The sequence below is a fragment of the Streptomyces sp. UC4497 genome, from assembly GCF_054871485.1.
Genome location: NZ_JBTYHB010000009.1, coordinates 107706 through 121246 on the forward strand (window position 1 = coordinate 107706; position 13541 = coordinate 121246).

At 69.8% G+C, this 13541-nt stretch carries 15 protein-coding genes; 7 read left to right on the top strand and 8 right to left on the bottom strand.

Features of this window, described 5'->3' with window-relative positions:
* The first annotated feature begins 63 nt into the window (after positions 1-63).
* A complete protein-coding gene (gene dnaB / locus ACYSUO_RS15040; RefSeq protein ID WP_461776593.1) occupies positions 64-1542 on the top strand; it encodes a replicative DNA helicase in 1479 nt (492 codons plus the stop codon).
* A gap of 100 nt (positions 1543-1642) precedes the next feature.
* Positions 1643-3025 (top strand): serine hydrolase domain-containing protein, encoded by a 1383-nt coding sequence (locus tag ACYSUO_RS15045; protein ID WP_461776594.1) that lies wholly within the window; start codon positions 1643-1645, stop codon positions 3023-3025.
* A gap of 126 nt (positions 3026-3151) precedes the next feature.
* Here the strand turns inward: ACYSUO_RS15045 and ACYSUO_RS15050 are convergent, their stop codons facing one another.
* Both ACYSUO_RS15050 and ACYSUO_RS15055 read right to left on the bottom strand, forming a co-directional pair.
* Positions 3152-3604 carry a GNAT family N-acetyltransferase gene (locus ACYSUO_RS15050; protein WP_461776595.1) on the bottom strand — a complete coding sequence of 151 codons (453 nt, stop codon included), beginning with the start codon at positions 3602-3604 and terminating at the stop codon, positions 3152-3154.
* Between the two features lie 44 nt (positions 3605-3648).
* Entirely contained in the window at positions 3649-4107 is a 459-nt protein-coding gene (locus ACYSUO_RS15055; RefSeq protein WP_461776596.1) for a MarR family winged helix-turn-helix transcriptional regulator, read from the bottom strand.
* A gap of 142 nt (positions 4108-4249) precedes the next feature.
* On the opposite strand from ACYSUO_RS15055, the gene ACYSUO_RS15060 reads away from it, so the two are divergent.
* Together ACYSUO_RS15060 and ACYSUO_RS15065 are read left to right on the top strand one after the other, a co-directional pair.
* Positions 4250-5455: an MFS transporter gene (locus ACYSUO_RS15060; RefSeq protein ID WP_461776597.1), complete on the top strand. Its 1206-nt coding sequence runs from the start codon at positions 4250-4252 to the stop codon at positions 5453-5455.
* 80 nt (positions 5456-5535) lie between these two features.
* On the top strand, positions 5536-5955 hold the full coding sequence (locus ACYSUO_RS15065) for a GlcG/HbpS family heme-binding protein (protein ID WP_385758982.1): 420 nt from the start codon (positions 5536-5538) through the stop codon (positions 5953-5955).
* A 67-nt stretch (positions 5956-6022) separates the two neighbouring features.
* Here the strand turns inward: ACYSUO_RS15065 and ACYSUO_RS15070 are convergent, their stop codons facing one another.
* Positions 6023-6907, bottom strand: a complete 885-nt coding sequence (locus ACYSUO_RS15070; RefSeq protein WP_461776598.1) for a GNAT family N-acetyltransferase — start codon at positions 6905-6907, stop codon at positions 6023-6025.
* Between the two features lie 576 nt (positions 6908-7483).
* Here ACYSUO_RS15070 and ACYSUO_RS15075 point away from each other — a divergent pair.
* Positions 7484-8860 carry a globin domain-containing protein gene (locus tag ACYSUO_RS15075; protein WP_461776600.1) on the top strand — a complete coding sequence of 459 codons (1377 nt, stop codon included), beginning with the start codon at positions 7484-7486 and terminating at the stop codon, positions 8858-8860.
* A 36-nt stretch (positions 8861-8896) separates the two neighbouring features.
* Here ACYSUO_RS15075 and ACYSUO_RS15080 read toward each other — a convergent pair whose 3' ends face one another.
* From ACYSUO_RS15080 to ACYSUO_RS15100, 5 genes are all read right to left on the bottom strand, one after another.
* Entirely contained in the window at positions 8897-9379 is a 483-nt protein-coding gene (locus ACYSUO_RS15080) for an NUDIX domain-containing protein (protein WP_426902710.1), read from the bottom strand.
* A 59-nt stretch (positions 9380-9438) separates the two neighbouring features.
* Positions 9439-10344 carry a LysR family transcriptional regulator gene (locus ACYSUO_RS15085; protein ID WP_266712042.1) on the bottom strand — a complete coding sequence of 302 codons (906 nt, stop codon included), beginning with the start codon at positions 10342-10344 and terminating at the stop codon, positions 9439-9441.
* A gap of 222 nt (positions 10345-10566) precedes the next feature.
* Entirely contained in the window at positions 10567-11745 is a 1179-nt protein-coding gene (locus ACYSUO_RS15090) for a cystathionine gamma-lyase (RefSeq protein WP_461776601.1), read from the bottom strand.
* On the bottom strand, positions 11742-12236 hold the full coding sequence (locus tag ACYSUO_RS15095; RefSeq protein ID WP_461776602.1) for a low molecular weight protein-tyrosine-phosphatase: 495 nt from the start codon (positions 12234-12236) through the stop codon (positions 11742-11744). The genes ACYSUO_RS15090 and ACYSUO_RS15095 overlap by 4 nt, the downstream gene beginning before the upstream one ends.
* Before the next feature lie 12 nt (positions 12237-12248).
* Positions 12249-12629, bottom strand: a complete 381-nt coding sequence (locus tag ACYSUO_RS15100) for a phage holin family protein (RefSeq protein WP_426902706.1) — start codon at positions 12627-12629, stop codon at positions 12249-12251.
* Between the two features lie 48 nt (positions 12630-12677).
* On the opposite strand from ACYSUO_RS15100, the gene ACYSUO_RS15105 reads away from it, so the two are divergent.
* Together ACYSUO_RS15105 and ACYSUO_RS15110 are read left to right on the top strand one after the other, a co-directional pair.
* Positions 12678-12995, top strand: coding sequence for a cupin domain-containing protein (locus ACYSUO_RS15105; RefSeq protein ID WP_461776603.1), 318 nt, complete (start codon positions 12678-12680; stop codon positions 12993-12995).
* Positions 12996-13217: 222 nt separating this feature from the next.
* Positions 13218-13433: a DUF5326 family protein gene (locus tag ACYSUO_RS15110; protein ID WP_266718729.1), complete on the top strand. Its 216-nt coding sequence runs from the start codon at positions 13218-13220 to the stop codon at positions 13431-13433.
* Positions 13434-13541: the final 108 nt, after the last annotated feature.

The window sequence follows — 13541 nt, forward strand, 5'->3', positions numbered from 1 at the left end:
TGTCGTGCCGTAGGAATGAGGGGTACGGCGAGGTCCGCTCGGCGGACGGGAGGAGGCGGCCCGGTGAGTATCTCCGAGCCATTGGACGACCCCTGGGCCGACGACGGTCCCAGTGATCGCCTTCCCGCTTCCCGGCCGTTCCGGGGCGGTGGCCGAGGCCAGGGCGATCAGCACGAGCGGGGCAGCGAGGGCGGCGGCTGGGACGAGGGTCCTGCCACCTTCGAGCGCGTCCCGCCGCAGGATCTGGAGGCCGAGCAGTCCGTGCTCGGTGGCATGCTCCTGTCGAAGGACGCGATCGCCGACGTCGTGGAGGTCATCAAGGGGGCCGACTTCTACAAGCCGGCCCACGAAACGATCTTCCAGGCGGTCCTCGACGTCTACGCCAAGGGTGAGCCCGCCGACCCGATCACCATCGCCGCGGAGCTGACCAAGCGCGGCGAGATCAACAAGGTCGGTGGCGCATCGTATCTGCACACCCTCGTGCAGACGGTCCCGACGGCGGCGAACGCCGAGTACTACGCGGAGATCGTCCACGAGCGCGCCGTGCTGCGCCGTCTCGTCGAGGCGGGCACGCGGATCACGCAGATGGGATACGCGGGCGACGACGACGTCGACGAGATCGTCAACAGGGCGCAGGCCGAGGTCTACGCGGTCACCGAGCAGCGCACCAGCGAGGACTACCTCCCGCTCGGCGACATCATGGAGGGCGCGCTCGACGAGATCGAGGCGATCGGTTCGCGCAGCGGCGAGATGACCGGTGTGCCGACCGGCTTCACCGACTTCGACTCGCTCACCAACGGTCTGCACCCGGGCCAGATGATCGTCATCGCGGCCCGCCCCGCCATGGGTAAGTCCACGCTGGCACTGGACTTCGCGCGCGCCGCGTCGATCAAGAACAACCTGCCCAGCGTCATCTTCTCCCTCGAAATGGGGCGCAACGAGATCGCGATGCGTCTGCTGTCGGCCGAGGCGCGCGTGGCCCTGCACCACATGCGCTCCGGCACGATGACGGACGAGGACTGGACGCGGCTCGCGCGCCGGATGCCCGAGGTCTCGGCCGCGCCGCTGTACATCGACGACTCCCCGAACCTGTCGATGATGGAGATCCGCGCGAAGTGCCGCCGGCTCAAGCAGCGCAACGACATCAAGCTCGTGATCATCGACTATCTGCAGCTGATGCAGGCCGGTGGCTCGAAGCGTTCCGAGAGCCGTCAGCAGGAGGTCTCGGACATGTCCCGAAACCTGAAGCTGCTGGCCAAGGAGCTGGAGCTGCCGGTGATCGCGCTCTCCCAGCTGAACCGTGGCCCCGAGCAGCGCACGGACAAGAAGCCGATGGTCTCCGACCTGCGTGAGTCCGGCTCCATCGAGCAGGACGCCGACATGGTCATCCTTCTGCACCGTGAGGACGCGTACGAGAAGGAGTCCCCGCGCGCGGGCGAGGCGGACATCATCGTCGGCAAGCACCGTAACGGTCCGACGGCCACGATCACCGTCGCCTTCCAGGGCCACTACTCGCGCTTCGTGGACATGGCACAGACCTGATCGGGAGACGGGCAGGGCGAGCACCCCGGCCGGTCCGGAGAAGATCAGCCTCCGGTGAAAACCGCTCGACGGCGATCGTCGGCCGGGATGGACTGGGCCCATGACGACATCCCCGGAAGAGCTGTTGCCCACCACGCGTCGCGCCCTCCTCCACCGCCTCGCCGTGGCCCAGAGCGAGGGGCGGGCGCCCTCACTCGTGGCCGCGGTCGCGCGGGACGGTGAGCTGGTGTGGACCGGATCGCGTACCTCGGTGGACGGGCACGGGCCGGACGAGCACGTGCAGTACCGGATCGGCTCGATCACCAAGACGTTCACGGCCGTGCTGGTGCTACGGCTGCGCGACGAAGGGCTGATCGACCTGACGGACCCGCTGGAGAAGCATCTGTCCGGCACCGCCGCCGGCACGGTCACCATCGCCGAACTGCTCGCCCACACCGGCGGGTTGGCGGCCGAGACTCCGGGGGAATGGTGGGAGCGGAGCCCCGCGAGCCGGCGTCCGACCTTGGAAGACGTCCTCGGCGAGCAGCCCTTCCGGCACCCCGTCGGCCGTCGCCACCACTACTCCAACCCCGGCTATACGCTCCTGGGCGCCCTGGTCGAGGCGGTGCGCGGGGTGTCCTGGGAGGAGGCCCTGCGCGAGGAGATCCTCGAACCGCTGGGGCTGACCCGCACCAGCGTCCAACCGCAGCACCCGGCCGCCGGAGGCTGGGCCGTGCACCCGTACGCAGATGTGCTGCTTCCGGAGCCGAGCGAGGACCTGGGCCTGATGGCCCCTGCCGGTCAACTGTGGTCCACCACACGGGACTTGGCCGTCTTCGCGTCCTTCCTCACGGTCGGAGACGACCGGGTGCTGAGTGCGGACTCCGTCCGGGAGCTGCGGACCCCCGCCGCGCCGACGCTGCCCGGCGACTGGGAGACCTCGTACGGGCTCGGCATGCAGGTGGTGCGGGGTGGCGGCCTCACCTTGGCCGGACACACCGGCTCGCTGCCGGGGTTCGTGGCGGGGCTGTGGCTGTGCGAGGAAGAGGGCCTCGTGGCGGTCGCTCTCGCCAACTGCACGACGGGGCTGCCCGTGGCGACGCTGGCCGCCGAGCTGTTGGCGACCGTCGCCGAGGCCGAGCCGAGGTTGCCCGAGCCGTGGCGGCCGCTCCCCGAGGTGAAGGCGTCCGAACTGGAGCTGGTGGGGCCCTGGTACTGGGGGACACAGGCCGTGGTGCTGCGCCTGGCGGCCGACGGCGCAGTGGAGATGGGGCCGGCGGCCGAGGGCGGGCGACGCTCCCGGTTCCGGTCGAACGGGGACGGCACCTGGACCGGGCTCGACGGCTACTACGCGGGAGAACTGCTCCGGGCCGTCCGGCGGGACGACGGGGCGGTGAGCCACCTCGACCTCGGTTCCTTCGTCTTCACGCGGGAGCCGTACCCGGCGGACGGGCCGGTTCCTGGCGGGGTGGATCCGGAGGGGTGGCGGGGCATTCCGCGGTGATGCGCGGCTCTGTCGGTCGGCTGTTTCACGTGAATCGGTTGTTTCACGAACCGGCTGTTTCACGAACCGGCTGTTTCACGTGAAACAGCCGACCGATCGACACCCCGGTCCCGATCCTGGCCCCGATCACAGCTGCAGCTTGAATCCCATGTGTGAGCCCACGAAGCCGAGCCGCTCGTAGAAGCGGTGGGCGTCGGTGCGCGTGGCATCGGAGGTCAGCTGCACCAACTGGCACTGTTGGCGCCGGGACTCGTCGATGGCCCACTCGATGAGCTGCGTGCCGAGGCCACTGCCACGCTCGTCCGCGTGGATGCGGACGGCCTCGATGATCGAGCGGGTGGAGCCCTTCCGGGAGAGCCCGGGGATGATGCTGAGTTGCAGCGTGCCGACGACGCGGCCCTCGCGCACGGCGACGACGAGGTGCTGATTCGCGTCGGCCGTCAGGCGTGCGTGCGCGGCAAGATACGGCGTGAGGTCCTCCGGTGACTCCCGCTGGGCGCCCAGCGGGTCGTCCGCCAGCATGGCGACAATCTCCGGAATGTCCTCGGCCGCGGCCGGCCTGATCTCAAGGTCTCCCATGGGCCGCAGCCTATGTGGGCCCCCGCCGACCGTGCTCGGCCCGGTCAGGCGACGGTGTGCAGCCCCTCGACCGCCTTGACCAGAGGGGCCAGATCCGGGTTCTCGGCCGCGGTGTCGAGGGCTTCCCGCAGCGCCGCGGAGTTCGTGGGGCGGGCCTCTTCGAGCAGGGTGAACCCGGCTTCGGAGACGTTTGTGTAGATGCCCCGACGGTCGGTCGGGCACAGGTAGCGGGAGAGCAGGCCGCGCTCCTCGAGCCGCGTGACCAGGCGCGTGGTCGCGCTCTGGCTCAGGACGACGGCGTCGGCCACCTGCTTCATCTGGAGGTGGCCGCCCTCCCCGTCGTGCTGGCGGCTGAGGACGTCAAGCAGCGAATACTCGCGCACGCTCAGCCCGTGGTGGGTCTGCAGCGCGCGCTCGATGTGGGACTCGATCTTCCCGTGCAACAGCGAAAGCGCGCACCAGCCCTGCGAGAGGGCGGTCAGTGCGGGGTCTGTAGCGGTCATGGCTCGTGGTTCCTCCGTCCCGGAGCGGCTCAGCCCAGGGTAGTCGATGTTCGGGGTTGCCCGCGTTTGCAATTAACCAGCGTCTGCAATTATTGTGAGGTCTCGTAAAGCGCACCCGCAACAGTCTGGAAGGGGTCCCTCCATGCCTCTCGCGCTTCTCGCCCTCGCGATCGGGGCGTTCGGTATCGGAACCACGGAATTCGTGATCATGGGATTGCTCCCGGAGGTCGCGGGTGACTTCGGCGTCTCCATCCCCACGGCCGGCTATCTGGTGACCGGCTACGCGCTCGGAGTGATGTTCGGCGCCCCGCTGATGACCGCCCTGGGCACGCGCATCCCGCGCAAGCGCATGCTGATGCTGCTGCTCGGCTTCTTCATCGTCGGCAACCTGCTGTCCGCCGTCGCGCCCGTCTTCGCCGTCATGCTGATCGGCCGCGTGGTCGCCTCGCTCGCCCACGGCGCGTTCTTCGGCATCGGCTCGGTCGTCGCGGCCGAGCTGGTGGCACCGGAGAAGAAGGCCGGAGCGATCGCCATGATGTTCACGGGCCTGACCGTCGCCAACGTGGTCGGTGTCCCGCTCGGCACGTTCATCGGCCAGTCGGTCGGCTGGCGCGTGACGTTCACGGTCGTCGCGGCGCTCGGCGTCATCGGTCTCGCCGGTATCGCCAAGCTCGTGCCCGACCTGCCCAAGCCGGAGGGCGTACGGCTGCGTCACGAGCTGGCCGCGTTCAAGAACGTGCAGGTCGTGCTCGCCATGGCGATGACCGTGCTCGGCTTCGGCGGCGTCTTCGCGGCCATCACCTACATCGCGCCGATGATGACGCACGTCGCCGGCTTCGCGGACGGCTCCGTCACCTGGCTCATGGTCCTCTTCGGCCTCGGCATGGTCGCCGGCAACCTCATCGGTGGAAAGTTCGCCGACCGCGCCCTGATGCCCATGCTGTACGTGTCGCTGGGCGCGCTCGCCCTCGTGCTCGCCCTGTTCACGGTCACCGCGCACAACCAGGTGCTGTCCGCGATCTCCATCGTGCTGATCGGCGCGTTCGGCTTCGCGACAGTGCCGCCGCTGCAGAAGCGCGTCCTCGACCAGGCCTCCGGCGCCCCGACGCTCGCCTCGGCCGTCAACATCGGCGCCTTCAACCTCGGCAACGCCCTCTCTGCCTGGCTCGGCGGCATGGTGATCGCCGCGGGCCTCGGCTACACCTCCCCGAACTGGGTCGGCGCCGTGCTCGCCGCGGGAGCCCTCGTCCTGGCCGTGCTGTCCGCGACCCTCGAGCGCCGCTCGTCCGCTCCGAGCCCGATCGTCGCGGCCGCCGAGCAGCCGTGCACCGAGCCGGCCCACCACTGACCAGCACCCCGGTCGACGGGGCCGACGACGCCCCCGCCCCACAGCCCCTCTCAGCACCACCCCGCAAGGAGCACCACCTCATGAGCACCACCGCTGTCACCCCGCTCAGCACGCAGGACGCCGAGACCCTGGTCTCCGCCGCTCGTCTCGCCGCCGAGGCGGCCGGAGTCACCGTCAGCGTCACCGTCCTCGACGCCGGCGGGCACCTCCTGGCCTTCCGTCGCGACGACCGCGCCGTCCTCATCTCCGGCGAGACCAGCACGCGCAAGGCGTACACCGCGCTCCAGCTGAACGCCCCCACCGCCGACCTCGTGGACCTGGTCAAGCCCGAGGGACCCTTCCACACCCTGCCCACCGCGCTGGACCGACCGCTGCTGTTCATCGCCGGCGGCCTGCCGGTCCACCGCGACGGCCGGCTCATCGGTGCCATCGGTGTCGGTGGCGGCGCGCCCGAGCAGGACCACGGCTTCGCCACCGCGGCCGTCGAGGCCCTCGCGTAGTCGCAGAGAAACACCACTCGTCCGCCCCAAGTCGCCGCAGCACTGCGGTACTTGGGGCGGACGTGTGTCAGCCCGCGGCCACGGTCAGCGGTGCGAAACGGCGGGTCCAGTCGCCGGGCAGGTCCGAAGCCCCGTAGTTCATCACCGCGTTGAGGCCGACGGCCTCGAGCCCGCGGTCCTTGAGCCACACCAGCAGCTCCTCATGGCGCACGTCGACGTCGGTGCGCAGCGGCCGGTCCGTGCCCGCCGCGAGCGAGGCCACGAGGGCCTGCGCCGTCGTCGTGTCACGGGCGACGAGGGGGCCGACGACGTGGGTGTGCTCGTTGGGCCAGGCGGCCGCGAAGCCGATGAGCCCGCCACCGCGCCCACCGCCCTCACCGTCCACCGCCACTCGCAACTGGTCCGCGAAAGCCGGAAGTCGCGTGATGACATGCGTGCGGTCCGGGCCGAAGACCTCCGCGTCCAGGCGGAGGATCGCCGTGAGGTCCTCCGCCGTGGCCGCGCGGGTGGTGACATCGGGCAGGGGCCCGCCCGCGGCGAATCGGCCGCGCACCATCTCGGCCCGCCCGGTCACCTTGAAGCCCAACTCCTCGTAGAGCGGGCGCCCGTACGGCGTCGCGTGGAGGGTGAGCGGTGTCGTGCCCGCCCGCTCGACGATGTGGCGCATCAGGCGCCTGCCGATGCCCTGTCGTGCGTGCTGTTCGGCGACCAGGACCATGCCGATCGCGCTGAGTTCGGGTTGCTCCCGGGGGCCGTAATCGGTCACTACGCAGGCGCTGACGAGACCGCCGTCGGGGTCGTCGATGCCGTAGCCGGTACCGGCGGAGAGCAGGAGCCGCCACTTGTGTTCCTCACGGGGCCAGCCCCGGTTCTCGGACAGGTCGGCGCACGCGAGGACATCGCGCGGGGTGAGGCGACGGATGGGCAGGTCGGAGAGGGAAGGTGTCGGCACGCAGGTCAGGCTGTCGGACTTCGCCCCGTGGCGTCCACCGCTTTGTGGAGAGTGCCCCGAGGCTTTCGGTCACGCGGGAGTTTCACGTGAAACATGGCGCCGGCGGCGGCTCTCGCCCGCGCTCGACGGCGCCGGACGCGCGAATTGGCGCACCGAGACCGGTAATTGACGAATTTACGAAGTGGCCGAGGTTCGCTTAATCCGCAGTTATGCCGGTAGGGGGTTGTCGACTTCGCGGCGGCCGGTATCGTCGGGTCCGGATCGCACCGGGTGGCCGAAGAAGGCCGAGGGGAAGCCCGTGGTGCGCGCAGGCCCACGCAGCCTAACGGGACGGAGAGATCGAAGACCTGCACTTTCCGCTTTGCGTTCTGGGCAATGACACCGGGTGGCATGCTGCGATGAGGGGACTGCGGACAATGTCACACTCTTGCCTTACTTGTCAGTAGCCGTCCGGAATGCAGTGTTCAATGTGGACTGCATTGTTGTCGAGGCGCGGGGGAAAGCCCACAGTTTCCGGGCGGGGAACAGCTCGGGAGTACGTTGACCGACCGAAATATGTTCGAGGCGAGGCACAGCATGGACGCTCCGACCACTACGCCGTCGGCCGGTTCCGGTTCTGACGGTTCGGACGGTGGGGGCGGCTGGTTCACGCCGCGCACGGCCCCGGCCCCGCAGCCGCCCACCACCGGTTCCGGCCAGGAGGCGACGCAGGAGGAGCACCGAATACCGGAGCCGCGTCAGGCGCCGCCCGCGCAGCAGGCACAGCAGCCCGCCCCGCCGCGCGCCGCCGAGACGCCCGGCCCCCTGGCGGCCCCCGCGCGCCCCGCTCCCGCGCAGGCTTCCCCCGACGCGATCCTGGTCCGCCGCACGATGGACGAGATCGGTCCCGTCGCGGACAGGGTCACCTCGTACTTCTACGCGCTGCTCTTCGTGCGCCATCCCGAACTGCGCCCGCTCTTCCCCGCGGCGATGGACACCCAGCGCGACCGGCTCCTCAAGGCGCTGCTGACCGCCGCCGAGCACATCGACAACAAGGACGTCCTGGTGGCGTACCTGAAGAACCTGGGGCGCGGTCACCGCAAGTACGGCACGCAGGCCGACCACTACCCGGCTGTCGGCGAGTGCCTGATCGCCGCGCTCACCCAGTACGCCACGACCACGTGGAACGCGGAGACCGAGGCCGCCTGGGTCCGCACGTACACGACGATCTCCCAGGTCATGATCGACGCGGCGGCCGAGGACGAACTGAAGTCCCCGGCCTGGTGGATGGTCGAGGTCGTCTCGCACGATCTGCGCACGCCCGACATCGCCGTGGTGACCGTGCGGCCCGATCAGCCCTACCCGTTCCTGGCCGGGCAGTACACGACGCTGGAGACGCCCTGGTGGCCGCGGATCTGGCGGCACTACTCGTTCGCGTCCGCGCCCCGCTCCGACGGACTGCTCTCGTTCCACGTGAAGGCGGTCCCGGCGGGCTGGGTCTCCAACGCCCTGGTGCACCGGGCCCGTCCCGGAGACGTGCTGCGCCTCGGCCCGCCCGCCGGCTCCATGACCGTCGACCACACCACCGACAGCGGGCTGCTCTGCCTGGGCGGCGGCACCGGCATCGCGCCCATCAAGGCGCTCGTCGAGGACGTGGCCGAGCATGGGCACCAGCGCTCGGTCGAGGTGTTCTACGGCGCCCGCACCAACCACGATCTGTACGACATCGACACGATGCTGCGCCTCTCACAGAGCCACCCGTGGCTCTCGGTGCGCCCCATCGTCGACCAGCAGGCCCACCTCCAGCTGCCGGACGCGGTACGGGAGTACGGCCCCTGGAACGAGTACGACGCGTATCTCTCGGGGCCGCCCGGCATGATCCGCAGCAGCATCGACACCCTGAGGCGCATCGGCATCCCCGGCAGCCGCATCCGGCACGACTCGGTCGAGGACCTGGTCGCGGCGGCGGACTGAGCCCCGCCCGCCGCCAAAGCCCGTTACAGCCAGGCGTCAGCCCAGATCGGGCGCGTGCATCGCTCGTACACCCTCGATGTTGCCGTCCAGGTAGTGACGCAGCGAGAGCGGCACCAGATGGACCGAGGCGATGCCGACGCGGGTGAACGGCACCCGCACGATCTCGTAGCTGCCGCACGGGTCCTCGACCTCGGGCCCGTGCCGCTCGGCGGTGTCCATCGACTCCAGTCGGCAGACGAAGAAGTGCTGGACCTTCACGCCGGTCGCGCCGCCGTCCTCGCCGATGTGCTCGACGGTGTCCACGAAGCAGGGCACCACGTCGACGATCTTGGCGCCGAGTTCCTCGTGCACCTCGCGGTGGAGGGCGTCCACGACGGTCGTGTCCTCCGGCTCGACCCCGCCACCGGGAGTCACCCAGTACGGATCGACGCCGGGCTTGGTCCGCTTGATCAGGATCAGGTTGTCGCCATCCAGCAGGACGGCGCGTGCGGTGCGCTTGACCACGGGTCGGACGGTCATGGGAGAAATGTGGCCCGGCTGGTTCCACGTGAAACATCCCGTATCGCTCGGCGTCCCGATCATGACCAGTCGACGGCAGCGCGCAGCAGCCACTCATGCGCCCGCGCGATGTGCGGCATGGCTAGTGTGCCGGTGCGAACCACCAGGAAATACGTACGCAGCGGCGGTACGGGCGGGTCGAGCAGGGCGACGATCTCCCCGCGCTCCAGGTTCTCCTCGCAGAGATAGCGCGGCAGGACGGCGAGGCCGGCTCCCGCGATCACACAGGCGAGTACCGCGCGCAGATCGGGCACGACGACCGTGGCGGAAACAGCGGGCCGGGAGTCGAAGACGGCGGCCCAGTAGCGGCTGACCAGGGGCAACGACTCGTGCACCTCGACCACCGGGAACTTCTCCAGGGATGGCGCCGCGTCGCGGTGCAGCATGCCGCGCCCGATCCGGGCGGCCAGGCGCGGAGCGGCGGCCAGCACATGCTCCTCGTCGCAGAGCGGAGTCGCCGTGTGCAGGGCGCCGCGCGGACGGGCCGTCGCGATGGCCAGATCGTGATGTCCCGCGGCGAGCCCCTCCAGGGTTTCCTCGGCCGTGCCGAAGCTCGTCCGTAACGCGATGCTCTGCCCGTCGTCCCGGGTCAGGGCCGTCAGCGCGGGCAGGGCGCGCTCCGCGGTGAACTCCGGAGGCCCCGCCAGGTGCAGGGTGCGCACGGCGGACTCCTCGCCGAGCCCGGCCTCGGCGATCTCCACGAGGGCGTCGAGATGCGGAGCCGCCTTGTGGGCCAGCTCGTCGGCGATCGTCGTGGCCGTCACGCCGCGCGCCTGGCGCAGGAAGAGCGGGCGCCCCAACTGCCGCTCCAGCGTGCGTATCTGGGAGGTGACCGCCGGCTGGGACAGGCCGAGCAGCGCGGCGGCTCGCGTGAACGAACCGGCGCGATGCACCGTCACAAAGGTGCGCAGCAACGCGAGATCCATCGCGGCACGCCTCCCTCCCCAACCTCCGGGCGCGCCCAACTATAAATAAGTCGATAGGTCTCTGTCGCTACCGTGATTGGACACTGACACAGAGTCAACTAGCCTTGTTCGCGCGGTTCTTCGCGCGTGAGAACCGGGACGGTCCGAGCCACGAGGGGGGAGGCTCGGACCGTCCGTTGTACGTAGCGCGGTACTAGCAACCGCCCGGCTTCAGTACCGGTATCAGGCCTCGTCCAGCGCCCGCAGCACGTCCGCCACCAGGTCCTCGGTGTTCTCGGCGCCCGCCGAGAAGCGGATGAAGCCCTCGGTGACGGCGTCCCCGCCCCAGCGCCCGCGCCGCTCGGCAGTGGACCGTACGCCGCCGAAACTCGTCGCGTCGTCCACCAGGGTCAAGGCTTCCAGGAACCGCTCGGCCCGGGCGCGCGAGGACAGCTCGAAGGCGACCACACAGCCGAACCGCCGCATCTGACCTGCGGCGACGTCATGGGACGGGTCACCGGGCAGACCAGGATGACGCACCCCGGCGACGTCCTCGCGTCCCAGCAGCGCCTGCGCCACGGCCAGTGCGTTGGCGCTCTGCCGCTCGGCGCGCAGCTCGAGCGTGGCGAGGGACCGGTGCGCGAGCCAGGCCTCCATCGGCCCCGGAATCGCTCCGACGATCTTGCGCCACCGCTTCACCGAGGCGATCAACTCGGCGTCGGCGCACGCGACGTAGCCGAGCAGAAGGTCGCCGTGGCCCGTGAGCTGCTTGGTGCCGCTGGCCACCGCGAAGTCCGCGCCGAGCTCCAGCGGGCGCTGCCCGAGCGGCGTCGCGAGCGTGTTGTCCACGGCGACGAGCGCCCCGCGCGCGTGGGCGGCGTCGGCGAGGCGCCGGATGTCACAGACGTCGAGGCCCGGGTTGGACGGCGTCTCCAGCCACAACAGGCGTGCCCCGTCGAGCACGTCGAGCTGCGCGTCACCACCGGTCGGCGCGGTGCGCACCTCGATCCCGTACGCCGTGAGCTGCTCGCGGACGAGCGGGAAGACCTGGTAGCCGTCGGCCGGCAGGACCACCGCGTCGCCGGCGCGCAGCTGCGAGAAGAGAACCGCGGAGATCGCCGCCATGCCGGAGGCGAAGGCCAGCGTCTCCACGCCGGAGCGCCCCGGAGCCTCCAACTCGCTGATGGCGCGCTCGAGATGCGTCCAGGTCGGATTCTCGTCGCGGCCGTACGCATAGGGCCCCGACACATCGCCGGGCAGATGGAAGTGTGCGGCGAACACCGGCCCCGGCAGGGTCGGTTCGTTCTTGACCGGCTCGGGCAGACCCGCCCGGACCGCCCGCGTGCCGTCTCCGGGCTCCTGAGCCGACGGCTTCTGCGCCGAGGGCTCCGTTCCCGGCTCCTGTGCCGAGGGCTCCGTCATGCGTCCCGTCCTCCCACTGCTTCGCGCACGGATACGAGAAGGCCGTCCGAGGCCGCCTCGACCATCTTCAGGCACTCCTCGAAGCCGCCCAGACCGCCGTAGTACGGATCGGGGACGTCCAGGTCCGAGGCGTCGGCCCCGGCATCGTAGGAACGCAGCAGGCGCACCTTCTCGGCGTCCTCGGGCGTCGACGCGAGGCGGCGCAGGGTGCGCAGATGGCCGTGGTCGAGGGCGACGACCAGGTCGAGGCGGGCGAACCAGTCTTGGTGGAACCGGCGGGCCGTGTGCTCGGAGTCGTAGCCGTTCTCGGTGAGGACGAGGACGGTGCGCGGGTCGGCGCCGTCGCCCTCGTGCCAGCCGTCCGTGCCCGCGCTGTCGACCTCGACGAGGCCGTCGAGCCCCGCCTCCTCGACGCGGGCGCGGAAGACGTGCTCGGCCATGGGAGAGCGGCAGATGTTGCCGGTGCAGACGAAACAGACGCGGTAGGTCATCCTCGGCCGCTCTCAGTCCTTGCCGTCGGGCAGCACGACGTTCAGCGCCCAGGAGACGATCGACACGATCAGGCCACCGAGGATCGCGGTCCAGAGGCCGTCGACGTGGAAGCTCAGGTCCACCTGGTCGGCCAGCCACGAGGTCAGCAGCAGCATCAGGGCGTTCACGATCAGCGTGATCAGGCCGAGCGTGAGGATGAACAGCGGGAAGGTCAGCAGCTTTACGATCGGCTTCACGATCACGTTGACCAGGCCGAAGATGAGGGCGACGAGGATCAGCGTGCCGATCTTCTTGCCGGTGCTGTCGCCGGTGAGGGTGATCTTGTCGAGCACCCAGACGGCGACGGCCAGGGCGCCCGCGTTGGCGATCGTCTTGACGAGGAAATTCATCATGTGTCTGATCGTTGCAGACATGATCGGTGACAGGGGTGGGCGAGGCTGATGAAGGCGTTCCGGTTGGACGAGCTGGAGGCGGAGAGAGCCGCCAACGACGGGGCGTATCTGCAGTTCCTTCGGGAGCGCAATGTGTCCGTCGGGCTGTACGCGCTCGACGCGGGCACACAGGACCCGCAGCAGCCGCACCAGCAGGACGAGGTCTACCTCGTGGTCAGCGGCCGCGGTTCGATCACGGTCGGCATGGAGACCACTCAGGTCGGCCGGGGCAGCGTCGTGTACGTGCCGGCCGGTGTCGCGCACAAGTTCCACCACATCAGTGAGGACCTGCGCGTTCTCGTCGTCTTCTCGCCTCCGGAGGGCTGACGGGTCGGCCCGTGGGACGGGCCCCACCTCGGGGTTCCCTAGGGGGCGGGTCAGGGGAGGACAAGGGATCGGAAGGGCCCGCACGGGCCTTCGACGTGCCAGCATCGAAGCAGAACGTCGAAGTGGAACGTCGAACCGGAACATTCGAAGCAGAAGCATCCGAGCAGAAGCATCGACATCCAAGCAGAAGCATCGAAGAGACAACGGAGGAGAGCGATGGCAGTGCGAGAAATATTCGCGGACATGCCGTGGTGGGTGAAGTGGGTCGCGGTGCCGGTCATCGCCATCGTCGTGTTCGGTGGTCTGATCGCGAGCGTGGTCGGTTTTGTGATCGGCCTGCTGTTCAAGGTGCTCGTGTTCGCCGCTCTGGTGGGTGGACTCATCTACGTAGTGCGGAAGTTCATGGTCGGTTCGTCGTCGCGGAGCCGCGACTGGTGATGCCGGGCACGCACTTGTGTGCGGATCCCGGTCGTTGCGACGCGCGACCTTTCGCACGACCGGGGGAAGTTTCCTTGCGCGGCAGGCGCCAATCGGTGGCCAAGGGTT

What these genes read in the sequence shown, in the direction of transcription:
- ACYSUO_RS15060 (WP_461776597.1), top strand. Translation starts at nt 4,250, where the DNA reads ATGCCTCTCGCGCTTCTCGCCCTCGCGATCGGGGCGTTCGGTATCGGA.
- ACYSUO_RS15080 (WP_426902710.1), bottom strand. Translation starts at nt 9,379, where the DNA reads ATGACCGTCCGACCCGTGGTCAAGCGCACCGCACGCGCCGTCCTGCTG.
- ACYSUO_RS15045 (WP_461776594.1), top strand. Translation starts at nt 1,643, where the DNA reads ATGACGACATCCCCGGAAGAGCTGTTGCCCACCACGCGTCGCGCCCTC.
- ACYSUO_RS15085 (WP_266712042.1), bottom strand. Translation starts at nt 10,344, where the DNA reads ATGGATCTCGCGTTGCTGCGCACCTTTGTGACGGTGCATCGCGCCGGT.
- ACYSUO_RS15095 (WP_461776602.1), bottom strand. Translation starts at nt 12,236, where the DNA reads ATGACCTACCGCGTCTGTTTCGTCTGCACCGGCAACATCTGCCGCTCT.
- ACYSUO_RS15050 (WP_461776595.1), bottom strand. Translation starts at nt 3,604, where the DNA reads ATGGGAGACCTTGAGATCAGGCCGGCCGCGGCCGAGGACATTCCGGAG.
- ACYSUO_RS15075 (WP_461776600.1), top strand. Translation starts at nt 7,484, where the DNA reads ATGGACGCTCCGACCACTACGCCGTCGGCCGGTTCCGGTTCTGACGGT.
- ACYSUO_RS15090 (WP_461776601.1), bottom strand. Translation starts at nt 11,745, where the DNA reads ATGACGGAGCCCTCGGCACAGGAGCCGGGAACGGAGCCCTCGGCGCAG.
- ACYSUO_RS15055 (WP_461776596.1), bottom strand. Translation starts at nt 4,107, where the DNA reads ATGACCGCTACAGACCCCGCACTGACCGCCCTCTCGCAGGGCTGGTGC.
- ACYSUO_RS15105 (WP_461776603.1), top strand. Translation starts at nt 12,678, where the DNA reads ATGAAGGCGTTCCGGTTGGACGAGCTGGAGGCGGAGAGAGCCGCCAAC.
- ACYSUO_RS15065 (WP_385758982.1), top strand. Translation starts at nt 5,536, where the DNA reads ATGAGCACCACCGCTGTCACCCCGCTCAGCACGCAGGACGCCGAGACC.
- ACYSUO_RS15100 (WP_426902706.1), bottom strand. Translation starts at nt 12,629, where the DNA reads ATGATGAATTTCCTCGTCAAGACGATCGCCAACGCGGGCGCCCTGGCC.